Origin of the sequence: Nocardioides aquiterrae, assembly GCF_039526625.1 — a bacterium.
Classification (GTDB): domain Bacteria; phylum Actinomycetota; class Actinomycetes; order Propionibacteriales; family Nocardioidaceae; genus Nocardioides; species Nocardioides aquiterrae.
Genome location: NZ_BAAAJE010000006.1, coordinates 465,981 through 488,096, shown reverse-complemented (window position 1 = coordinate 488,096; position 22,116 = coordinate 465,981). Strand labels below are relative to the sequence as shown.

General features: G+C 70.5%; 25 protein-coding genes. 10 read left to right on the top strand and 15 right to left on the bottom strand.

Features of this window, described 5'->3' with window-relative positions; translation table 11 throughout:
- Positions 1-33 precede the first annotated feature (33 nt).
- From ABD086_RS09195 to ABD086_RS09140, 12 genes are all read right to left on the bottom strand, one after another.
- Complete coding sequence (locus ABD086_RS09195) at positions 34-1,053, bottom strand: ABC transporter substrate-binding protein (protein WP_343907195.1); 1,020 nt, start codon at positions 1,051-1,053, stop codon at positions 34-36.
- 101 nt (positions 1,054-1,154) lie between these two features.
- Positions 1,155-1,637 carry a (2Fe-2S)-binding protein gene (locus ABD086_RS09190; RefSeq protein WP_343907194.1) on the bottom strand — a complete coding sequence of 161 codons (483 nt, stop codon included), beginning with the start codon at positions 1,635-1,637 and terminating at the stop codon, positions 1,155-1,157.
- The gene (locus ABD086_RS09185; RefSeq protein WP_343907193.1) at positions 1,634-3,946 is read right to left on the bottom strand and encodes a xanthine dehydrogenase family protein molybdopterin-binding subunit; all 2,313 of its coding nucleotides are present in this window, start codon (positions 3,944-3,946) and stop codon (positions 1,634-1,636) included. Before ABD086_RS09185 ends, ABD086_RS09190 begins: the two co-directional genes overlap by 4 nt.
- A gap of 67 nt (positions 3,947-4,013) precedes the next feature.
- Positions 4,014-4,868 (bottom strand): FAD binding domain-containing protein, encoded by an 855-nt coding sequence (locus ABD086_RS09180; RefSeq protein WP_343907192.1) that lies wholly within the window; start codon positions 4,866-4,868, stop codon positions 4,014-4,016.
- A gap of 55 nt (positions 4,869-4,923) precedes the next feature.
- Positions 4,924-5,811, bottom strand: coding sequence for an alpha/beta fold hydrolase (locus ABD086_RS09175; protein WP_343907191.1), 888 nt, complete (start codon positions 5,809-5,811; stop codon positions 4,924-4,926).
- 45 nt (positions 5,812-5,856) lie between these two features.
- A complete protein-coding gene (locus ABD086_RS09170; RefSeq protein ID WP_343907190.1) occupies positions 5,857-6,654 on the bottom strand; it encodes an SDR family NAD(P)-dependent oxidoreductase in 798 nt (265 codons plus the stop codon).
- Between the two features lie 53 nt (positions 6,655-6,707).
- Positions 6,708-7,388, bottom strand: coding sequence for an enoyl-CoA hydratase/isomerase family protein (locus ABD086_RS09165; protein ID WP_343907189.1), 681 nt, complete (start codon positions 7,386-7,388; stop codon positions 6,708-6,710).
- A complete protein-coding gene (locus tag ABD086_RS09160) occupies positions 7,385-8,554 on the bottom strand; it encodes an acyl-CoA dehydrogenase family protein (protein ID WP_343907188.1) in 1,170 nt (389 codons plus the stop codon). Before ABD086_RS09160 ends, ABD086_RS09165 begins: the two co-directional genes overlap by 4 nt.
- Positions 8,554-9,954, bottom strand: a complete 1,401-nt coding sequence (locus ABD086_RS09155) for an amidase (protein WP_343907187.1) — start codon at positions 9,952-9,954, stop codon at positions 8,554-8,556. The genes ABD086_RS09160 and ABD086_RS09155 overlap by 1 nt, the downstream gene beginning before the upstream one ends.
- Positions 9,951-11,165, bottom strand: a complete 1,215-nt coding sequence (locus tag ABD086_RS09150) for a CaiB/BaiF CoA transferase family protein (RefSeq protein WP_343907186.1) — start codon at positions 11,163-11,165, stop codon at positions 9,951-9,953. The genes ABD086_RS09155 and ABD086_RS09150 overlap by 4 nt, the downstream gene beginning before the upstream one ends.
- Positions 11,166-11,212: 47 nt before the next feature.
- Positions 11,213-12,469 (bottom strand): CaiB/BaiF CoA transferase family protein, encoded by a 1,257-nt coding sequence (locus ABD086_RS09145; protein ID WP_343907185.1) that lies wholly within the window; start codon positions 12,467-12,469, stop codon positions 11,213-11,215.
- Complete coding sequence (locus ABD086_RS09140; RefSeq protein ID WP_343907184.1) at positions 12,470-13,336, bottom strand: 3-hydroxybutyryl-CoA dehydrogenase; 867 nt, start codon at positions 13,334-13,336, stop codon at positions 12,470-12,472.
- Positions 13,337-13,468: 132 nt separating this feature from the next.
- Between ABD086_RS09140 and ABD086_RS09135 the strand changes: the two genes are divergently transcribed.
- The 3 genes from ABD086_RS09135 to ABD086_RS09125 all read left to right on the top strand — a co-directional run bounded on the left by ABD086_RS09135 (position 13,469) and on the right by ABD086_RS09125 (position 17,354).
- The gene (locus ABD086_RS09135) at positions 13,469-14,314 is read left to right on the top strand and encodes an HAD-IIB family hydrolase (protein WP_343907183.1); all 846 of its coding nucleotides are present in this window, start codon (positions 13,469-13,471) and stop codon (positions 14,312-14,314) included.
- A 204-nt stretch (positions 14,315-14,518) separates the two neighbouring features.
- Positions 14,519-15,766 (top strand): IS481 family transposase, encoded by a 1,248-nt coding sequence (locus ABD086_RS09130; RefSeq protein ID WP_343907182.1) that lies wholly within the window; start codon positions 14,519-14,521, stop codon positions 15,764-15,766.
- Between the two features lie 355 nt (positions 15,767-16,121).
- Complete coding sequence (locus ABD086_RS09125) at positions 16,122-17,354, top strand: tyrosine-type recombinase/integrase (protein WP_343907181.1); 1,233 nt, start codon at positions 16,122-16,124, stop codon at positions 17,352-17,354.
- Here ABD086_RS09125 and ABD086_RS09120 read toward each other — a convergent pair.
- The 3 genes from ABD086_RS09120 to ABD086_RS09110 form a co-directional block, all read right to left on the bottom strand.
- Positions 17,333-17,494, bottom strand: a complete 162-nt coding sequence (locus tag ABD086_RS09120; RefSeq protein WP_343907180.1) for a ribbon-helix-helix domain-containing protein — start codon at positions 17,492-17,494, stop codon at positions 17,333-17,335. The two genes, ABD086_RS09125 and ABD086_RS09120, sit on opposite strands and share 22 nt — an antisense overlap.
- Positions 17,495-17,537: 43 nt before the next feature.
- Entirely contained in the window at positions 17,538-17,918 is a 381-nt protein-coding gene (locus tag ABD086_RS09115) for an ImmA/IrrE family metallo-endopeptidase (RefSeq protein WP_343907179.1), read from the bottom strand.
- A gap of 273 nt (positions 17,919-18,191) precedes the next feature.
- A complete protein-coding gene (locus ABD086_RS09110) occupies positions 18,192-18,605 on the bottom strand; it encodes a hypothetical protein (protein ID WP_343907177.1) in 414 nt (137 codons plus the stop codon).
- Between the two features lie 210 nt (positions 18,606-18,815).
- On the opposite strand from ABD086_RS09110, the gene ABD086_RS09105 reads away from it, so the two are divergent.
- From ABD086_RS09105 to ABD086_RS09075, 7 genes are all read left to right on the top strand, one after another.
- Complete coding sequence (locus ABD086_RS09105; RefSeq protein WP_343907176.1) at positions 18,816-19,061, top strand: helix-turn-helix domain-containing protein; 246 nt, start codon at positions 18,816-18,818, stop codon at positions 19,059-19,061.
- Positions 19,058-19,252, top strand: coding sequence for a helix-turn-helix domain-containing protein (locus ABD086_RS09100; RefSeq protein ID WP_343907174.1), 195 nt, complete (start codon positions 19,058-19,060; stop codon positions 19,250-19,252). Before ABD086_RS09105 ends, ABD086_RS09100 begins: the two co-directional genes overlap by 4 nt.
- Positions 19,253-19,491: 239 nt before the next feature.
- Entirely contained in the window at positions 19,492-19,935 is a 444-nt protein-coding gene (locus ABD086_RS09095; protein ID WP_343907173.1) for a hypothetical protein, read from the top strand.
- A gap of 91 nt (positions 19,936-20,026) precedes the next feature.
- On the top strand, positions 20,027-20,812 hold the full coding sequence (locus ABD086_RS09090) for a hypothetical protein (RefSeq protein WP_343907172.1): 786 nt from the start codon (positions 20,027-20,029) through the stop codon (positions 20,810-20,812).
- Positions 20,809-21,105 (top strand): hypothetical protein, encoded by a 297-nt coding sequence (locus ABD086_RS09085; protein ID WP_343907171.1) that lies wholly within the window; start codon positions 20,809-20,811, stop codon positions 21,103-21,105. Before ABD086_RS09090 ends, ABD086_RS09085 begins: the two co-directional genes overlap by 4 nt.
- The gene (locus tag ABD086_RS09080) at positions 21,092-21,580 is read left to right on the top strand and encodes a hypothetical protein (RefSeq protein WP_343907170.1); all 489 of its coding nucleotides are present in this window, start codon (positions 21,092-21,094) and stop codon (positions 21,578-21,580) included. Before ABD086_RS09085 ends, ABD086_RS09080 begins: the two co-directional genes overlap by 14 nt.
- Positions 21,577-21,855 (top strand): hypothetical protein, encoded by a 279-nt coding sequence (locus ABD086_RS09075; protein WP_343907169.1) that lies wholly within the window; start codon positions 21,577-21,579, stop codon positions 21,853-21,855. The genes ABD086_RS09080 and ABD086_RS09075 overlap by 4 nt, the downstream gene beginning before the upstream one ends.
- Positions 21,856-22,116 lie beyond the last annotated feature (261 nt).

Sequence of the window (22,116 nt, the reverse complement as noted above, 5' to 3'; positions counted from 1 at the left end):
TCGCCGACGTGGCGGCTGCAGGCGCGTTGACGGTCACTGCTCTTCGAGGACGGTCGTGACCGGCTTCTCCGGCATGTCCTCGATGAGGAGGTCACGGTCGGCGAACAGCTGGAGCCACTCCTGGGTGCCCGTGACGTCCGACTCGTCCCAGCTGGAGGAGTAGCACGGCAGGTCGGCGCAGTACTGCACGAACGCGTCGAGCTCGGCCTCGTCACGCAGGGCGAGGATCTCGGCGTACTCCGGCTCCTTCAGCAGCTCGTAGTCGGAGTCCTCGATCACCTTCACCGCCTCGAACCATGCGTCCCGTGCCCCCACGGCCAGATCGGGGTTCTCCTCGAGCCACTCCGAGCGGGCAGCCAGCAGCGCCAGGTTGGGGGCGTAGCCGCCCGTCTTCTCGGCCCAGGCCTTGGCCGGCTGGAAGACGTAGTGACCACCCATCATGGTGGCGCGGAGCGCGAAGGGCTCGTAGTTGAAGATCGCGTCGACCTCGCCCGAAGCCATCAGCTCGGGCAGCGCGGCGGCCCCGGCCTCCTTCAGGTCCATGTCCTCGTTGATGTCGATGCCGTAGAGCTCCTGCAGCATGACGCCGATGGCGCTCGTGGTGCCGGAGTCGAGGCCGAAGTGACCGACCTTGGCGCCGACCAGGTCCTCGGCCGTCTCGATACCGGAGTCGTCGGAGGCGACCACGCCCGTCATCATGTTGAGGGCCGGGGCGAACCCCAGCGCGTACTCGCCCTGCTGCTGCGCGATGGTCAGCGTGATGCCGTCCTGGTCGGTGGCGATGTCGCTCTCACCGAGCAGGAACGTGCTCATGCTCGCGTCGGGGTCCACGACCACGGCCTCGGCCTTGAAGCCGTGTTCCCGGTCGAGCCCCTCGTCGATCATCACCTGCAGCGGGATGGAGGCGGGGTCCGAGTCGATGACCTGGAACCGGATGGTCGGGAGGTCGCCGCCCGACTCTCCCGAGGATCCCCCGTCTCCACCACAGGACGTGGCGAGAAGGGTCATCGCGAGGACTCCGAGTCCGACCTTCGTCTTCGTGTTGCGCAACATGGTGCTCCTCATGAGTGGAAGGACAGGCGACCCCGAAATCGCTATGTGATGTATTATATATCAGCGATCAGGCGGCGGCCAGATCCAATTGCGACGAAAGTTCAGGGCGTTTGCCGGCGCCGCAGTGCCGTGGCACACACGGCCTCGACAAGCCCCTCGTAGCCGGTGCATCGGCAGAGGTTGGCGGAGAGCACTTCCCGGACCTCGGACTCCGACGGGTCGGGGTCGCTCGCGAGGTAGCCCTCGGCGAGCATGAGGAAGCCGGGTGTGCAGAACCCGCACTGCAGCGCGTGACAGCGGCTGAACTCCTGCTGCAGGTCACTGAGCTCGCCGTCCTGGGCGAGGTCCTCCACGGTGCGGACCGACCGTCCGTCCACCTGCACCGCGAAGAGCAGGCAGGCACGCACGGGCTCGCCGTCGACCAGCACGGTGCAGGCACCACAGATCCCGTGCTCGCAGCCGACGTGGGTGCCGGTGAGCCGCAGATCCTCGCGAAGTGCGTCGGCCAGGGTCTTGCGGGACTCGACGGCCATCTCCCGTTCGGTGCCGTTGACGGTCATGGTGACCAGATGGATGTCCTTCACCGAGCCTCCTTCGCCTCGGCCGGCCCTGCGATTCGGGCCGCGCCGAGTCTCTCCACGATGTGCTCCGGCAGGATCGGAATGCGGTCGAAGTCCTGCCCGTGACCGGCCAGCGCGTCGTTCACGGCGGTCGCGACGGCGACCGGCGCGCCGATGGTCCCTCCCTCGCCCATGCCCTTGGCACCGAGCACGCTGAGGTCGGTCGGGGTCTGGAGATGGTGGATCTGGACCTTGGGGATCTCGCACGCCGTGGGCACCAGGTAGTCCATGAAGTTGACCGACAGGGGCTGTCCCTCGGGCGAGAAGGAGATCTCCTCGTACAGCGCCGCCGCGATCCCCTGCGCGACGCCGCCGCGGACCTGCCCGTCGACGATCAGCGGGTTGACCACGACTCCGCAGTCCTCGACGACGATGTAGTCGGTGACCCGGACACCGCCGGTGCCGGGATCCACCTCGACGAAGGCCGCGTGTGCCGCATTGGAGAACATCCCGGGCGGGTCGAAGGAACCACGCCCCTCCAGCAGCTGGCTGTCGTTGACGTTGACCTGGTGCGACTGGAAGTGGGCGAACGCCGCGAGGGCAGCGATCTCCACGTTCGCCTCGGGCTTGTCGTCGACGGAGGCGAGACCGTCGGCGAGGACGATCCGATGGGGCTCCACCCCGAAGATCTCCCCCGCGATGGCACGCAGCTTGCCCGCGAGCTCGTCGGCCGCGCGGGCCGCGGCCCCGCCGCCCACCACGAGCGACCGACTTCCCCACGTACCCCAGCCGAACGCCGCGAGATCGGTGTCGCCCTGCCGCAGCTTCACCTGGTCGGGGGTGAGGCCGAGCCGGTCGGCGACGACCTGGGCGAACGAGGTCTCGTGACCCTGGCCGTGGCCCAGCGTGCCGCTCGTCAAGGTGACGTGGCCGGTCGGGTCCATGCGCACGTGGGCGACCTCGAACCCCGGGGTCATCGGCATCTTGCGCATCCCCATCACCGAGGTGCCGAACGCGGTGCGCTCGGAGAAGTTGATGATGCCGATGCCGCGGAGCAGGCCGTCCGTCGCGTCCTGCTTGCGCGTGGCCCACCCGGCGCGCTCCACCTCGGTCACGCACCGCTGCAGCGCCTCGACGTACGACCCGGGCTCGTAGGTCACGAAGTTCGGCCCGGTGTACGGGAAGTCCGTGTCGGCGATGGTGTTGCGGAGCCGGATGTCGATCCGGTCGAGACCCAGGGCGGCGGCGGCCTTGTCCATGAGGCGCTCCATCACGAACACGATCTGAGGACGGGAGACACCGCGGTACGGCGCCGTCGGCGCCTTGTTCGACGCGTAGCCACGGCCACGCGCGGAGTACTTCCCCACCTTGTAGACGCCGGGCATCTCCGAGGCGGCCATGAGCGGCTCCACCCCGAGGCTGAAGGGGTAGGCGGAGTAGGCGCCGACGTTGACCCGGATGTCGGCGTCGAGAGCGAGCATCGAGCCGGTGCTGTCGAAGGCCGCCCGGACGTGGAACCGCTGCTCATGCCCGTGGAACGCCGCCATGAGGTGCTCCTGACGATCCTCGGTCCAGCGCACCGCTCGCCGCAGCTTGTGGGCCAGCGCCGCCACCACGACCTCCTCGCGGCCGAGCACCGTCTTCACCCCGAAGCCCCCGCCGACGTCCGGGACCACGACGCGCACACAGCGCTCGGGCAGCCGGAGCGCCTGGGCGATGCCCGAGCGGACCTGGTGGGGGATCTGCGTCGAGATGTGCACGACGATCTGCTCGTCGCGTGGCGCCCACTCGACGAGACAGGCGCGGGCCTCCATGGGGCTGGCCGCGACCCGGCCGAAGCTGAACTGCTCGTCCAGCACCAACGCGGCCTGGGACATCGTCGTCTCCAGGTCGGGGTCGAGGAACATCTGGAGGTCGAGGAGCACGCCGTCCTCCGCGACGTCGTGGACCGGCACCTCGACCCGGGCGTTGTCCTCGATGTCGACGACGGCGGGCAGCTCCTCGATCTCGATCCACACCGCCTCCGCGGCGTCCTCCGCGGCGTACCTGGACTCGGCGAGGACGGCCGCGACGGGTTCGCCCGCGAAACGGACCTTGTCGGCCGCCAGCATCGGCATCGCCGTCGGCACGAACTCCGGGCGGTCGAGGACCGCGGTCAGGGTCGGATGACCCAGGTCCGCGCCGGTGAAGACGCCCACCACGCCGGGCATCGCCGCTGCCTCAGCGGTGTCGATCTCTCGTACCCATCCCGACGCCACCGGGCTCCGGACGAAGGCCACGTGCAACGCGTCGCGGTGGATGTCGTCCACGAAGGTGCCTTCGCCGCGCAACATGCGGCCGTCCTCACGACGGGGCACGCGGGCCCCGACCCACTTCCCGCTGGGGCGCGGTTCACGGTCGTCAGCCACGGCTCGTCTCCTCTGCTGCCAGGGCCTCTCGCAACGCACGTTGCACCAAGGTCGAGATCAGGTGCCGGCGGTAGGTATCGGTGTCCGCGGCGGCCACAGCCACCTCGGCGACCCGGCGGAACAGGCTGTCGCTCGGCGACTCTCCGTCGGCCAGCTCGGCGGCCTCCTCGACCAGGAGCGGCTCGGTCGACACGCCACCGAGCACCAGGCCCAGCCGGGTGACCCGGCCCTGCTCCAGGTCGAAGGCGACGGCCGCCGCCGCCGCCGCGAAGTCGCCCGCCCGCTGCGCGAACTCCGACAACGCCCCGAACGCGCGCGGGCGCCGGAAGCGGACCTCGGTGACCACCTCGTCGGGCTCCGCGTCGTTGCCGAGGAATCCCTGGAACCACGTGTCGATGGAGGCGAGCCGTTCGCCGCGCGTGCTCAGCAGACGGATCTGGGCGTCGAAGAGCCTGGCCAACATGCACCACTCCGCCGCACCGTCGGCGTGCGCCAGGCTGCCGCCCACGGTGCCCCGCGTCCGGATCGGTCGGTGCCCGATCCACCGCGCCGCCCGGGGCAGGACGCCGAAGCCGTCGTGGACCGCGGCGTCGCGGGAGGTCTCCACCGTCCGGTGACGCGTCAGGGCCCCCACCGCGAGCACGTCCCCCTCACGGCGGATGTAGTCGAGGTCGCTGAGCGCGTTGATGTCGACCAACGCCGCGGGATGCGCGAGCCGGAAGTTCATCATCGGCACCAACGACTGGCCGCCGGCGATGAGCTTCGCGTTCTCCCCCAGCTCCGCGAGCAGCCGCGACGCCTCGAGCGCCGAGTGGGCGCGGTGGAACTCGAACGGGGGCGGCTTCATTCTCGATCCCTCCTTGGTCAGGCTTCTCGCGCGGCGCGGATGCGTGCCGGGTCGCTCAGTCCGACCTGGCTCCCGTCATCGACGCCGACAGGGATCGGGGATCCCGCGGCCCCCACGCGTCGTTCTGGACGCCGGTGATGAACAGCTCGAGGAGACCGTTGAACTGAGCCGGCTCCTCGATGTTCGACACGTGGCCGGTGCGCGGGAGGATCGCCAGACCCGCGCGCGGGATGGTGCGCTTGAGCATGAGCCCCGCCTCGAGGACGCCGTTGTCCTCGTCCCCCGCGACGACGAGCACCGGGGGGCGGCAGGCCGCGAGCTCGTCGGCCAGGTCGAACAGCATCGGCCGCCGAACCTGCACCTGACGCATCGTCAGCGCCGCACCGACGGCGTCGTGCTCGGCCAGGACCCGGACGTGCTCGGCATGACCTCGCGGGTCCTTGTTCTGGTACTGCACACGCGCCGGCCCCACGCCGTACCACTGCGACACGGACTGTGAGCCCTCCCGTTCGAACGCGTCGGCGATCTTCTCCGACTCGCTGCGGAACTTGGCGTTGAGGTCGGGGTGCCAACCGTATCCACAACCGGCCACCACCGCCCCCAAGGTGCGGTCGGGATGCCGGAGCGCACAGTGCAGGGCCGCGAACCCGCCCATCGAGTTGCCGACGACGTACGCGCGGTCGACGCCGGCCGCGTCGAGGACCGCGATGATGTCATCGGCTGCCCGAGCCTGCCCGTAGGCGTCCGGGGCCGCGGGTACGGCCGAGGGCGGGAACCCGCGAGCAGCGAAGACCAGGCACCGGTACCAGCGCGAGAAGTGCCGCATCTGCGGCTCCCAGGACCGGTGATCGCCCGCGAACTCGTGGACGAAGATGAGGGTCGTGCCGCTGCCGGCCTCCTCGTAGTAGAGGTCGATCCCGTCGTCGGTTCGGGCGTACGGCACAGCTGGCTCCTCCTGGTCCTGGTGCTTGCTCGGTGGTGCGGACGGTCAGCGCTCCATCAGCGCCTTGCGCTGGGCGCCGTCGATCGGGATGTGGGCGCCGTGCACGCTGGCGGCGACGTCGGAGGCGAGGAAGGTGACCAGGGCGGCCACCTCCTGCGGCTGGGTGATCCGCCCCCTCGGGATGGAGGCCTCGGCGCGCCGGCGGGCCTCGGCCTGGTCGACGCCCATGTCGCGCGCGAAGGCCTTCTCCAGCCCGTCCCACCGGTCCGTGTCGACCGGTCCGGGGTTCACGGTGTTGACCCGGACGCCCTTCGGGCCGTACTGGTCGGCGATCGAGGAGGCGAAGTTGAGGTCGGCGGCGTTCGCCGCGCCGGCCGTCATCTCCCAGTAGCTCGGCTTGAGCCCGTCGTTGCCCACCACCAGGACGATCGAGCCCGAGCCGGCCTCGACCATGTGCGGAACGACGGCGCGCACGGTCCGCACGTAGCCCATGAACTTGAGGTTCAGGCTCTGGAACCACTGGTCGTCGGTCAGCTCCTCCAGCAGCCCGCCCGGCGAGCTTCCCGCGCAGGTCACGAGGATGTCGATGGAGCCGAACGCCTCGAGCGTCGCGTTCACGCAGCGCTCGACGTCGTCGTTGACGCTCATGTCCCCGGGGACCGCCAGGACGGTCTGCCCGGTCTCTGCCTCGAGCTCGGCGGCGGTCTTCTCCAGCGCCTCCGCCCCGCGGGCACTGATGGCGACCTTGACGCCCTCCCGGGCCAGGTGGCGAGCCACCTCGCGGCCGATCCCCTTGCTACCGCCCGTCACGAACGCCGTCTTGCCGGCGAGGTTCAGCTCCATGCTCACGCTCCTTGATTGAGTTGGTATATCAGATATCAAATCGCAAGGGGCTGTCAACCCCCGACGCGCCCGTCCCAGGCGGCAGCGTTGAGCTGCCGCTCCCGGCGCAGCACTTCGACGAGCCCGCTCGGCGCCGCGACCTGCTTCACCCGCCCGACGGCCGACGGCGCGCCGCTCGTCACACCGGCGCAGATCCGCTCCAGCTCGGCGTCCGCGGAGTCGGACACCTCGACGGCGAGCCCGAGGCGCACGGCGGCCGGGGCGTCCACCCAGCGCGCGGTCAGGGCCAGGTCGAGCGCCGCCGTACGGCCGACCAGGTGCGGCAGGATCCAGGCACCGACGGCCAGGCCGTGTCCTGGCCCGACCCACCGGAACCTGGCTCGGCCGGTGACGATGCGCAGGTCCGCGGCCGTCGCCAGCTGAGCCCCGCCCCCGACCGCCGCTCCGTCGACCAGCGCGACGACCACGCCCGGACGCGTCACCATCAGCTCGTACAGCTCGTAGAGCCGGTCGCTGATCGACGCGCGCTCCTCGTCCGGGACCCGCAGGTCGGCGCCGGCGCAGAAGATCCCCGGGGTGCTGCTGGCGATGACGACGGTCCGATCGGGGTCCTCCGAGAGTCCCGCCGACAGCGCGTCGAGCATCCCCAGCCGCAGTGCGTTGCGACGCTCCGGCGCGTCCAGGAGCAGCATCCGCGCCCCGTGCGGACCGTCACGGTGCTGGACCGCGCTCACGCGAACGCCGCGATGCCCGTGATGGCGCGCCCGATCGCCAGGGCGTGGATCTCCTCGGTGCCCTCGTAGGTCATCACCGACTCGAGGTTGACCATGTGCCGGATCACCGGGTACTCGAGGCTGATCCCGTTCGCGCCCAACATGGTGCGGGCCGTGCGTGCGACGTCCAGCGCCGCGCGCACGTTGGCGAGCTTGCCGATGCTCACGTGGTCCGAGGTGAGCTGGTGGTCATCCTTCAACCGGCCCAGATGCATCGCCAGCGCAGTCCCGGCGCTCAGCTTGACCGTCATCTCGGCGATCTTGTGTTGCGTGAGCTGGAACGCGGACAGCGGCTTCCCGAACTGGGTCCGGTTCCCCACGTAGTCGACGGCGGCGGTGAAGCTCGCGCGACCGGCCCCGAGTGCGCCGAACAGGATGCCGAACCTGGCCTCGTTCAGGCAGGAGAGCGGGCCACTGAGGCCCGCGGCCCCCGGCAACATCGCATCTCCCGGCAGCCGGCAGTTGTCGAGCACGAGCTCGCCCGTCTCCGAGGCGCGCAGCGACATCTTGTGGTGGATCGTCCGCTGCTCGAATCCCGGAGTGCCCGCGGGAACGATGAAGCCGCGGATCCCGTCCTCGGTGCGCGCCCACACCACGGCGACATCGGCGACGTTGCCGTTCGTGATCCACATCTTCGACCCGTTCAGGACCCAGTCCTCACCGTCCCGGCGCGCGTGCGTCCGCATGCTCGCCGGGTCGGAGCCGGAGTCCGGCTCGGTCAGGCCGAAGCAGCCGACGATCTCGCCGGCGGCCATTCCCGGCAGCCACTGCTGCCGCTGCTCCTCCGAGCCGTACTTGTGGATCGGGAACATGGCCAACGAACCCTGGACCGAGACGAAGCTGCGCAGTCCCGAGTCGCCGGCTTCCAGCTCCAGGCACGCGAGGCCGTAGGCCACGGCGCTCGTGCCGGCGCACCCGTAGCCGTCGAGATGCATGCCCAGCAGCCCCATCTTGCCCAGCTCGGGGGCGAGCTCCCGGACGGGGAAGTATCCGCGCTCGAACCACTCCTCCACGTGGTCGAGCACCTGGTCCTTCACCAGTTGACGCACCGCGGCCACGACGGCCCGCTCGTCGTCGTCCAGGGTGGAACGCAGGTCGATCGGGTCGATCGCGGGAAGGTTGGGCATCATTCCTCGTTTCCTCGGGTGAGTGTCGGTCGGCGTTGCTCGATGGACTGCGCGACGCGGATGCAGGTGTCCTCCCGGTCCGGTGCCGCCATGACCTGCATCGACGTCGGCAGGCGGCCCCGCCCCGTCGGCACCGCGATCGCGGGAAGACCCGTGGCCGCCGCCCACGCGGTGAACCTCGTCAGAGCGGCGTCGACGTGCTCGTCACGGCTTCCCACGGTGACGTGCTCGGCCCCGCGCGGAGGCGCCACACAGGGCGTGGTCGGCGTCAGCACGACATCGAGGTCATGGGAGCCGAACAGCTCGGCCGTCGAGGCCTCGAGGGCACGCCGCGCCCGCTCCAGCACCGCGGTGTCGAGGAGGTCCGCGCCGAGGGTGAGCAGGGCCCGCGACTCGGGGCCGAACGCGCTCGGGGCCGCGTGCACCTGCTCGGCGTAGAGCCGGGCCGACGACGTCAGCATGGTCAACAGCGAGAGGCTCACCGCCAGGCGCGGCAGGTCGGTCTCGAGCGGGACGAGATCGGCACCCTGCGACTCGAGGTCGCGCAGCGTCTCGGTGTAGTCCTGGTCCACCTGGTCATCGAGTCCGCCCGTGCGCAGCAGGTGGCCGATGCGCAGCCCTCGGACGGCTCCCTCGCTCGGCATGCAGGGCCGGCCCAGCAGGACCTCGAGCACGGCAGCCGCGGTCGTGACATCGGCGGCGAGCGGGCCGACCACGTCCTGTTCGGGCGCCAGCGGGGTGATCCCCCGCATGTCGATGCGTCCGCAGGTGGGGCGGATGCCGACGACCCCGCACAACGCGGCCGGGATGCGGATCGAGCCCCCGGTGTCCGTCCCCAGCCCCGCGTGGGCGGCGCCGCCGCGGACCGTGGCGGCGGAGCCTCCGGACGAGCCGCCGGCGATCCGGTCGGGGTCCACGGGGTTGGCGATCGAGGGTGTGGTGACCCCCCAGGCCCACGCGTGTGTCGCCGCCTTGCCGACGCACCGGGCGCCGTGCGCCTCGAGGGCCGCCCAGGCGGTCGCATGGACCGCCGGCACCCTGGCCGGGACGCCCTCGGCACCGTTCCGGGTCGGCAACCCCGCGACGTCGATGACGTCCTTGACGGCGAGGCCGAGGCCCTGGAGCCGACCGGCGTGACCGGCCCGCTCAGCCGGCGGAGAGACCAGCCAGCCTTCGCTCCGCGCCCGTGCGGCATCCCCGTCGAGCAGCTCGCGGAGAGCGGGGGTGACGGCGGGCCCGGTCACGCCGGGCCGACGGGGCCACTCGGCGCCGCGGATCGTCCTCTCGGCGAGCTCGCGCACCACGGCGAGTCCCCCGGTGGCCCACCCGTGGTACCGCTCGCGGACCCTCGCCTCCGTGTCGTCGCCCGGCACCAGGGGTGCGAGGCGGTCGCGGCTCACCGCGACGCTCCGGGCGGATCCTCGTCCGTCCCGCAACCGTCCGCACCGTTCCGGGTCCGCCAGGGGTCGTCGAGGTCCGCCTGGTGCTGCCCGAGCAGCGGTGGCGGTACGTCGGACGCCGCGCCCGACCCGCCGTACTGGAGGGCACCACCCGGAACCTCGACGTCGCCGAGCACGGGGTGACGAAGCGTGTGCGCCAGCCCGAGGTGGCGCACCTGGTCCCACTCCCACACCTCCGGGACGGACCGGATGCGTCCCGCAGGAATGCCGCGTTCATCCAGGATCTTCAGCACCTCGTCGGCGTCCCGGTCGGTCAGCAGCGCGTTGACCTCCGCCTCCAGGGCGTCGACGTGCCGCACCCGAGCCGAGTTCGTCGCGATGTCGTGTCGATCGGGATCGAGCCCCACCGCCGCCGCAAACCTCTTCCACAACGACTCCGAGCCCACAGCGATCACGATGTCGGCGTCCCTGCATCGGAAGGTCCCGTAGGGAGCGATCGACGGGTGCCGGTTCCCGGTCCTGCCGGGTGCCTTGCCCGCGGCGAGCCACCCCGCCCCCTGGAAGGAGTGGACCGCTGCCACGGACGCCAGCAGGGACGTCTCGACAGGCTGGCCGCGACCGGTCCGCTCCCGCTCGGCCAGTGCCGCCATCACTCCGAAGGCCCCGAACATGCCGGCGAGCAGGTCGGAGATCGGCAGCCCCACCCTGGTGGGCTCCCCGTCGACCGCACCGGTGAGGCTCATCAGACCCGCCTCCGCCTGGGCGATCTGGTCGAATCCCGGCCGGTGCCCATCCGGACCGCCGGACCCGAACCCGGTGATGGACAACGTGACCAGCCGCGGGTTCGCCTCCCTCAGCTCCGCCGGGTCCAGCCCGAGCCTCTTCAGCAGACCGGGGCGGTAGTTCTCGACGAGCACGTCGGCGTCGGCGCAGAGCCGCCGCAGCGCCTCAGCACCCTCCTCGGTCTTGAGGTCGAGCGTCACCGACCGCTTGCCGCGGTTCGCTGACAGGAAGTAGGCCGAGATGCCCGGGTCCCCGCTGTCGGCGTCGCCGGTGAAGGGCAGCCATCCGCGACTGTCGTCGCCTCCCGGGGGCTCGACCTTGATCACGTCCGCACCGATGTCGGCCAGCATCATGGTCGCGTAGGGCCCCGCCAGGGCCCTCGTCAGGTCGACGACGCGGATGCCGTCCAGTGCTCGTGCAGCGGTCAACGCGTCTCTCTCCTCACTCGGCCTCGAGCGCACGCTCGTTCGGCGCCTCAGTCGGACGTGGGTTCGTGGAGCTCGGGGTGGTGGTCGAAGAGCACGCCGGCGTCGAACAGGTCGGCCATGACGTCGTCGTCGACACCGATCGACCGGAAGACCTCGGCGGTGTGCTGCCCCAGCCAGGGCGCGGGGCTGCGCACGGCGAACGGCATCCCGGAGAACTTGGTGGGCGGCGCGATCGTCCGCATCGGGCCGATGAGGGGATGCTCCATCTCGACGACCATGTCGCGAGCCAGCACGTGCGGGTCGTTCACCGACTCGTCATAGCTGAGGACCTGGCCGCACGGGATCCCTGCCTCGTCGAGGGCGGCCAACCACTGCTCGGTGGTCCGGGACACGGTGATCTCCTCGATCAACCGCTCGAGGTCCGGCAGGTGCGCGATGCGCTGCTCGTTGGTGCCGAAGCGGGGGTCCTCGACCCACTCGGGTCGCTGGAGGACGGCCGTGAGCCGCACCCACAGCCGCTGGTTCGCTGCCCCGATGGTGACGTAGCCGTCGGCCGTACGGAACGCCTGGTACGGCGCCGAGCGGCGGTGGCGGGTCCCGGCGGGCACCGGAACCTCTCCCGAGGCGAAGTAGGCACCGGACTCCCAGACCGTCCACGCGAGGCCGGCGTCCACCAGGGAGATGTCGAGGTACTGTCCCCGCCCGGTGCGCCGGCGCACCATCTCGGCACCCATGATCGAGTAGATCGCGGTCGCCCCGGCCGCGATGTCGTTGATCGCGATCCCGACCTTCGCGGGGCGCCCCCCGGGCTCACCGGTCATCCGCATGAAGCCGGTCATCCCCTGCGCCATGATGTCGAACCCGGGACGGTTCCGGTACGGCCCGGTCTGACCGAAGCCGCTGATCGAGCAGTACACGACGTCCTCGCGCACGGCCTGCACCGCTTCGTACCCGATCCCGAGCCGGTCGGCCACGCCGGGCCGGAAGTTCTCCACGACGACCTGAGCCCCTTCCGCCAGCCGCAGGAAGAGGTCGACGCCGCGGGGGTCCTTGAGATCGAGGGACACCGATCGCTTGCTGCGGTTCGGCATCCCGAAGGGATAGCTCTCCTCGTTGACCTTCGGGGCCATCTCCCGGGCGTCGTCGCCGGTGTGGGGCTGCTCGATCTTGATGACGTCGGCGCCGAGCTCCGCCAGGACCATCGTGGCGTAGGGCCCCGACAGGAAGCGCGTGAGATCGAGGATCCGCACCCCCGACAGCGGCAGCTCGATCCCGTCCGTGCCGTGGGTTGCCTCGTCGGCCACTCAGACCTCCTCGTAGGGGTGGAACCCCTGTCCGGACTTGGCGCCGAGCAGGCCGGCGTCCACCATCCGCTCCAGCAACGGAGGCGGGGCGTACAGCGGCTCCTTGAACTCGTCGTACAGCGAGATGCCGATGGCTCGGATCGTGTCCAGGCCGATGAGGTCCGCGAGGGCCAAGGGACCCATCGGGTAACCGCAGCCCAGCACCATGGAGCGGTCGATGTCGCTGGCGGACGCGTACCCGGCCTCGTACATGCGGATCGCCGACAGCAGGTACGGGACGAGCAGGCTGTTCACGACGAACCCGGCCCTGTCCGTGGCTTCGACGGGCTCCTTGCCGAGCCCCTCGGCCACCAGCGCTCGCATCCGCGTCAGCGTCTGCTCGCTCGTCATGAGCGAGGGAATCAGCTCCACGAGCCGCATCACAGGTGCGGGGTTGAAGAAGTGCACCCCCATCACCTGGCTCGGCCGGCCAGAAGCGACCCCGAGCTTGACGATCGGGATGGACGAGGTGTTGGAGACGATCAGCGCCTCCTCCTTCACGAGCAACGCGCCGAGCTCGCGGAACAGGGCCAGCTTGGTGCTCTCGTCCTCGGAAGCCGCCTCGATCACCAGGTCGCACTCCGCGACGGATCGCAACCCGGTCACGCACGAGACCCGCGCGACGGTCGCGTCCACCTCGGCCTCGCTGAGCTTCCCGCGCTCCGCCGCGCGCCCGAGGGACGCCGCGATGCGCCGCTCCGCCCGGGCCCGGGCCGGCTCGGAGACCTCGACGACGGTGACCGATCGCCCCGACCTCGCCAGCACCTCGGCGATGCCTGCGCCCATCACGCCACCACCGATGACGCCGACTGACTCGAATCCGACCACCTGACCTCCTTGTGAAGGATTGTGTACCATATTTTCTATGTCGCGTCACGTCGGGAGCGCGCTGGGCGGCGGTCAGCGGTCCGGCGCCCGCCTAGAGTTCGGTGTCGACCGCACCGACCCGACAGGACTGCCGTGAACCTCTCGAGCGCCGGGACCGAGCGCACGCTCTACGTCAGCGACCTGGACGGGACCCTGCTGTCCGCCGACGGAGTCCTCGCGACCGACCACGCGCGCCGGCTCGACCGGCTCGTGCGCGACCGAGGGCTGCTGCTGACGTACGCGACCGCCCGGTCACACCTGATGGCCGCCCGCGCCCTCGGCGCCGGCTGGGGCACACCCGCCGTCGTCTACAACGGCGCCTTCACGGTGCACCCCGGTGACGGAGCGATCGTGCGGCAGCACTTCCTCACTGCCGACACGGTGCACGCGGTCCTCCAGGCTGCGCGTCACCTGGGGCTGATGCCGCTCGTCTTCGACTACGGCACCAGGGACCGGGTGCGGTGGGTCTCCGGTCAGGAGACGGCAGCAGTGCAGCGCTACCTCCGGGACCGCCCTGCGGATCCGAGGTTCGACCCCTGTGGGGACTGGGACGGCTTCCGGACTGCGGCCGTGTTCTACATCGCCGTCATCGGCGATGCCCCGGCGATCGCCGAGCTGGCGACCCGCCTCGCCGGGGAGCGGTCGCGGGCGACCGTCAACGTCCAGAGGGATACCTACCACCCGATGGACACCTGGCTGGAGCTCACTCCGGCGGGCGTGACGAAGGCGACCGAGGTCCGCGCCCTCGCCGATGCGCTGGGAGCGACCCGGCTCGTCTGCTTCGGCGACAACAGCAACGACCTCCCGCTCTTCGAGATCGCCGACGAGTCCTACGCCGTTGCGAACGCGGCTCCTCACGTCCGGTCGGCGGCCACAGGCGTCATCGGCGACAACACCTCGGGAAGCGTGGTCGAGTGGCTCGAGAAGAACGCCGGGTGACCGCCAGGGGCGTCGCGCCGGCCGATCCGCGCTGAAGGAAACAGAAGGCCGGACCCCGATCCGGGTCCGGCCTGGCCGGGATCTCCTGAGAGATCACATGGTGGAGCTGAGGGTGTGTTCCTTCAGGACATCCCGGACTGATCTCTCAAGACATCCCGGACTGAACCCCACCGGCACGAGTGCACGTGGCCCGAGGCTGCGGGCGTGTCGAAAGCCCGGCTGATCATCACCGCGATCGAGATCGAAGGCCGCACCGTCGCCGACGTCGTGGCCGCCTATGGCGTGTCGAGGTCGTGGACCTACGAACTGCTGGCCCGCTACCGCGCCGAGGGCGAGGCCGCCTTCGAGCCACGATCCCGACGACCCAAGACGAACCCGACCGCGATCAGCGACCGGGCGATCACGCTGATCGTCGAGCTGCGCAAGAAGTTGGCCGACACCGGCCTGGACGCAGGCCCCGACACCATCGCCTGGCACCTGGAGCACCACCACCAGATCACGATCTCCCCCGCGACCGTGTCGCGGACCCTGACCCGCCACGGGCTGGTCGAACCCAGCCCGAAGAAGCGACCCAGGAGCTCCTACACCCGCTTCGAAGCAGCCATGCCGAACGAAACCTGGCAGTCCGACTTCACCCACTACCGACTCACTGACTACACCGGCACCGGTGCAGACACCGAGATCATCACCTGGCTCGACGACCACGCCCGCTACGCGCTACACGTGTCCGCCCACCACCGCGTCACCGGGCCGATCGCGGTGACCACCTTCAGCGAAGCCGCAGGTCAGCACGGGTACCCCGCATCGGTGCTCACCGACAACGGCATGGTCTACACAACCCGTTTCTCCGGCGGCCGCGGTGGCCGCAACGGACTCGAGTCCGAGCTACGACGCCTCGACATCGTGCAGAAGAACACCCGACCCAACCACCCGACCACGACCGGGAAGGTCGAGAGGTTCCAGCAGACGCTGAAGAAGTGGCTGACCGCCCAACCGGCCCAGCCAGCCACGCTCACCGAGCTGCAGGCCCTCATCGACGTCTTCGTCGAGGAGTACAACCATCGCCGCCCGCACCGCTCCCTTCCACACCTAGCGACCCCGGCCACCGCCTACCAGGCCCGCCCCAAGGCCACCCCCGGCGCCGACCGGACCGGCGAGACCCACTACCGCGTGCTGCACGACGTCATCGACAGCAACGGCAAGCTCACCCTGCGCGTCAACGGGCGGCTGCACCACATCGGCATCGGCTGGGCCCACCGCCGAACCCGCGTCATCAAGCTCGTCGACGACCTCCACGTCCGCGTCATCGACGCCGCCACCGGAGAACTCCTCCGCGAGCTGACCATCGACCCCACCCGCGACTACCAACCCACCGGCCGACCCCCAGGCCCAGACCCCAGAAACAGAAAACCCGGACCCCAACTAGGGTCCGGGCAGTCCGGGATCTCCTGAGAGATCACATGGTGGAGCTGAGGGGATTCGAACCCCTGACCTTCTCATTGCGAATGATACGCTAGGACGCGTAGCCGACGCTGAAACCCCCTGTTCACAGGGGGTTTCGTCCATTTCGTCGGGCGTTGCATAGGCTGCACATGGCTAACAAGATGGCTGTCATACGCAGGAGGTAGGCAATGACGATCAACGAGCAGCACCAGGCCGAGAGTGCTTGCCCCGAGTGCGGCGGGACCGATTGGTCGACAGCGAGTGACGGCCTCGGTTCGGTGGCGTCTGTCGCTGCCTGCTGCCTCGGTTGCGGCTACCTCACCGCGTCCGTCGTCGACCTGAGCACACCGCCCGGGGTAGGCCAGTGACCCGCGAGCGGAAGCGGCGGCAGTACGGCACCGGGTCGGTCTACCAGCGCGGCGACGGCCGCTGGGCCGGCGTGATCGAGGCCGGGTACACCGCGCGCGGCACGCGCCGCCGCGTCACGGTCACCGGGAAGACCGAGGCCGAGGCGAAGGCCAAGCTGAAGGAGCGGCAGCGACAGATCGCCGCCGAGGGGCCGCCGGCCGCGAGCTCGCGCACGTCGGTGAAGGCGTGGTCCGACACCTGGCTGGAGATGACCCAGCGCACCCTTCGGCCGAAGCCGTGGGCGACGGACCGGTCCGCGGTGCGCCAGTGGATCGTCCCGACCATCGGGCACAAGCACCTCGAGCAGCTGACGCCGGCCGACGTCCGCGCCGTCGCCGAGGCGCAGCGGAAGGCCGGCCGGTCGACGTCGACGGCGCTGCGCACCCACACGACCCTGACGGCGATGCTGCGCGCCGCGATCACCGAGGGCCACCAGGTGCCGCGCCGCGTGCTCGACGTGAAGGCACCGACCAAGGCCGTCAGCGACCGGACCGCCATGTCGATCCCCGAGGCGCTCGCGATGCTCCAGGTCGCCTCCTTCCTCCCCCACGGCTCGCGGTGGGCGATGGCGTTCCTGCACGGGATGCGGCAGGGCGAATGCCTCGGCCTCACCTGGGACTGCGTCGACCTCGACGCCGGCCTCGTCACCGTGGAGTGGGAGCTGCAGGCCCTCCCCTACGTCGAGCCCCGCCACCCGGCCAGCGGGTTCCGGATCCCCGACGGCCTCGCGCACCGACACCTGATCGACGGCTTCCACCTCCTCCCACCGAAGTCCAAGGCCGGGTTCCGGATGGTGCCGCTCGTGCCCGCCATGCGGGAAGCGCTCGCGGACTGGAAGGAGATCGCGCCCAAGAACCCGTGGGGCCTCGTCTGGCCGACCGTCGACGGGCGACCGGCGAACGAGAAGCAGGACCGCGAGGAGTGGCACGCCCTCCAGGGCACGGCGGGCGTCGGTCACCCGGGCGGCCGGTACTACCACCCGCACGAGGCGCGACACACCACCGCGACGCAGCTGCTCGAGGCCGGCGTCGACCCCCACCAGATCACCGCCCTGATCGGACACTCGTCGATCCTCACCACCCGGCTCTACCAGCACCCCGGGCAGCGGGCGTCCCTCGAAGCGATGCAGGCCGTCGCCGGCGTCCTCGAGCTCAGCCCGCGCGAGGTTCAGGACTCGTCGAGCGGGTAGCGCCGCACGTACTCCGAGCAGGCGCGGCGCACGACGGCGGACAACGTCTCACCCCGGTCATCGGCGATCCGCTGCAGGGCGTCCCGGAGCTCGTCGGGGGCCCGAAACACGATGGCAGGTGTGGCGGGCTGGTTCGGCACGGCCCGAACGCTAGGTCCGGGTGTAATACACCGGCCGCGGCTTCTAGGCCGTGAGGATCTTCGCGTCCAAGACCCGGAACAGGTGCCCGCGCTCCGATGGATGGAGGTGGCGGTACCGGACCCAGAGCACCCGATCATCGACGTCCAGCTCGCGGGCCAGCTCTTCGAAGGACTCGGCCCACACGGCCGCCTGGGCAAGGTCGCTGAGCGCGATCAGCCGGCGGGCGGCGAGCAGATCCGCGGCCAGCTCCTGCCGCTTCGACAGGATGCCGCTCGTCGCCTTGTGTGCGAGGTCGATGTGGGCGATCGCGTGCGCGAGGTTGCATCGCCGGGTGGCTCGGTCGTGGGTGTTCTCGATCAGGATCACTCGGCGTCTCAGGCACAGAACCTCCGGGACGCCGTGGAGGTTCCGATGTCGTATCACCCAGTCGGGATGCCGCAGGGCAGCATCGGCTCCGGGGTCGTACCTGTGGGCGCGGGCGGCGGTCCCGACGTTGTGCACGTTCACTACCCCCTGATGGATCGCTGGTGGCTGCCCGGGCTCCGACCAGCTGCCCGGGTCGGTTTTCGGGTACAACGAGTCCGCATCTTTGGGGATACCGCCGACACTGACTGATCCCGCCTCCCCGAGTGCGGATCGTTCACGCCAGGTATGGGCTCTTCGGTGCTCCGCGCCGGGAACTTGAGGGGCGGTGGCCTATCGCTCGCGGGAGGCCTTCTCGATGAGCCACTCCAGGTAGTCACGGGTCTCGGACTTGAGCTTGTCCCACTCGGAGTCCGAGATGCCGTCTGGCCGGCGGTAGAGGAGGGAGTCCGCTTCCTCGGTCCGGCCGGCAGAGCTCGTCGGGCTGTCCTTGCGGAGATTCACCATCGGAGGGTCGAAGTCGGCGCCGTTGCCGATCTGGCGGATGGTGCCGGGCTGCCAGCCAAGAGCCTTCTCGATCTTGCCCTGCGTTCCCGTCTTCGGCCATCGCACGCCGTTCAGGAAGTCGCCGATGGTGCCCGGGTCCGCGCCGGTCTGATCGACCAGCCAGGCCGGGTTCTTCTCGTTCTGAGCCAGCCATGCGGCGACTAGATCGCTCGCGCGCCGCTGACTGCTGTTCTGGGCCATGGGGGTCTCGCCTTGCGTTCATACCGAGAGCGTTGCGGAAACCCTAGGGAACATCAACGGGCGCATTCCCGTACACCGGGGCAGTCATGCGGGAATACAACGGTGGAACTACGCAAATGTCAGGGCATTTGACCTGCCAAGATGCATTCTTCGGCACGTTCTTCCGTGTTGTCCTTGACATGTTCCCTGATGTTCCTTACGGTCTTCCGCATGACTCCGAAACTGGTCTCGCCGGCCGACCTGGCCGAACGGCAGCGCGTCGGAGCGACCCTCCGTACGCTGCGCACCACGCGAGGGTGGAAGCTCGGCGACTTCGCAAACCAGCTCGGCATCTCCTACGCCTACCTCTCGAACATTGAGGCGGGACGCAAGCCGCTGCCGGACCACCTGCTCGCCCGCGCCGCCAAGGTGCTCGACGTCGAGCAGATCGCGATCAAGCACCCGGTGGCGGCGTGACCACCGTCTCGGCCGAAGAGGCCTACACGATCCAGGAGGCCGCCGCCATCAAGCGGGTCGGTCCGGACACCATCCGCCGCGCGATCAAGGCGACCGAGGGCGCAACGCTGAAGGCCAAGAAGATCGGCAAGGGGTACCGCATCTCGGCGTCCGCGCTCGAGGAGTGGTGGAACCAGCTGGAGGACGCGTGACCGCCCACGTCGGCCTGGTCGCGGCCCGTCTCCACGCGTCCCTGGTGCACCGTCCCGGCTCTGGTGTGTTCCACGTGTACGCCGGTCCCCTGACGCCGTCCGGGCGGTTTGTCCCCCGTGCCGCCCGGCCGGTCTGTTCTGCGCGCACCCGCCAGCTGTCGGTCGTACCCCGGAGTGGGCCGACGGTGGCAACGGAAGCCCGGCGGCTGTGCGCACGCTGCGAGGCCCGTCTGTCTGCCATGGCGCGCCGGGCCTCGCAGCCGGTCTCCCGTGACGACTTCCTCCGGGAGTACGGCGGCCCGGCCGGGGTGACCCTCGGGGACCTGGTGACTGCGCTGGTGCTGTGCCGGACCGTCGAGGAGAACCGGCGGGTCGCGTTCGTCGCGTCCGTGGTCCACGGGTTCATCGACGTCCACTCGATGCGCCGCCCGGCCGAGCCCGGCCGGCAGGCCCGCTACGACTTCGAGGTCGAGCTCCTCCGTCGCCGCCGGGCCCTGGTCGCGGCCGAGCGGACCCCCGAGGAGATCGAAGCGGCCGCGGTGCAGCGGGAGGTCGACGCGCAACGCGACGCCCAGGCCCTCGCCGCGCGGAAGAAGAGCGACGCCCGCGACCGGGCCGTCGATCGCAGGAACAAGGGCGTCTACCAGCCCCCGTGGGAGCGGGAACTCGCCGACAGCGCCTGACGCCCGAACACCACATCCAGCAGCAGAAAGCCGGAGCCCCCGGCCATCCACCAAGACGCACCAGGGGCTCACGAACGAGAGGAATCGTCCCATGACGAACACCGCAACCGCCATCGCCACACCGCGGAGCGGCGCCGCACGCCGGCGTGCGAAGGCCGCGGCCCGGCGACGCTGGGCGTCGGCCGACCGCCCCGACGGCACCGTCCGCGTCGGCGAGCTCGAGGAGCTGTGGGACCTGCGACTCGGGCGCATACCCCGTGACGCTGTCGCGGTCATGGTCTGCCCGTGCGGTACCCGCATGTGGATCCGCGACGGCGCGACCGATGAGGACTGGGAGCGGTTCCGGGAGGACGAGGCCGCGCACGACTACTGCGACCAAGCCGGAGGTGAAGTGATGGGCGACATCGGAGTTGACCCCCGCGAGATCGAGTTCGAGCCCCTGACCGCGCCGTCGGTTCCTGAGCCGATCCGGACCCCGGCGCCCGCCCCGGCGCCGGCTGGGGCAATCGCCACGTCCATCGACGGACTCGACGCCTACCGGCCCCTGCCGGTCGAGGTCCGCGTCATGGTCTGGGTCAAGCCCAACGCCATGCCCGGTCCCGCCCGAATCCACGGCAAGTACGAGCTCGTCCTGCTCTACCCGCCCGAGGGGCGCCGCAGCAGCCGCAACGGTGCCGGCTGCGTCCCCGACGTGCTCATCGCGCCCAAGCGCAACGACGGATTCGCTGGAGCGAAGCCGCCCGAGTGGACCAGGTGGGTTCTCGACGCCATGTCCTACAACCCCGACACCGACACCCTGGACGACCTGTTCCACGGCTCCGGCGCAGTCGCCGCCGTGGCAGCGCAGGGCCAGCTGATGACCGAGGAGGGCGCATGAGCTCGCCGAATGCTCACACCCCGACGGCCGAGAACGCGGAGCACGCCTGCCACTACTGCGGGACGACGGAGAAGGACGACCTCCGGCCCTACGGTCCGGGCGGATCGTGGGTGTGCTTCCCGTGCGCCACGGCCACGCCCGAGCGCGAGCAGCAGGCCAAGAACGCGTTCGGCGCTCTGCTCGACGGCGCTGCTGCCATGTCCCCGGACAACGCCGTGATGATCGGGACCGAGCAGGGTCCGCGGCCGGTGAACCTGAGCGCTCCGCCCGCTGGGGGCGATGGCCGTGGTTGAGACCGTTCGGTGGCGCCGACCCCACATCGTCGCGGACGTCCTGAGCGACCACGTTCCCGACGAGCGCCCGAACCGGCTGGTGCGGTGTTCCTGCAACGGCGGTCAGGGGCTCTACGACTGGCCCGACTGGCGGTTGCACGTCGGGCACGCCGTGGCGACTGCGCTCGATGAGGACGCGGCCCATGTTGCCGAGCACGGCTGCGCGTCCGAAATCCCCTCTTCGCCCGCATGGTGCCTGTGTGGAGTCGTAGACGACCGGGGTGATGGGACCTGCGGGAACTGCGGTCGTCGGATCATGACGGACGACGACGAGCCAACCCTTCCGCCCGAACCCCAGGCTCCCGAGCCGGAGTACGTCGACTGCACCTGCGGCCACCCGAACGCCGACCATACCGAGCTCGGCGAGTGCCCGTTCCCGGGCTGCGGGTGCGGCGCCCTGGCCGACGCGCCCGCTGAGGGCGGTGGTCGGTCGTGACGGCCCGGAACCCGATCGCGACGTTCGCGGCACCGGGCCTGGTCGGTCTGATGGTCGACGTCGACACTGCGGTCGCGATCGCGGACTCGGTCGAGTTCGCTGTCGCGTCGGGGGGTGTGACGACGGTCGGCCGGCCGCTGGGTCTGCACGACGTGGAGGCGATCCGGACCGCCGCGGCACAGGCCGCCGCTGAGGCCGACCCGGACGTGCCGGTGATCCTCGGCGCCGTCCCCAGCCGGCCCGATCTCCGCCTGGTCGGAGGTGAGGACCAGTGATCGGCCGGCTCCTCGCGTTCCTGTTCCCCTCGGTGCCGCGACAGCTGAGCGCCGAGGTCACCCTGACTCCCGGTCCTGCTCGTAGTGGGGAAGCTGCGGCAGGACCGGGCCAGACACCGGAGAGCGGCGGCGGGTGTTCTCCCTCGTCCGGCCTGTCGCCGTTCTCCGGTCCCCCGGCCTGCGAGACGCAGGTCGCGTTCTACCCCCACCCGTCCGTCCGGTGGGAGTTCGGTGATGAGCGTCTCGGGGCGCTCATCGACC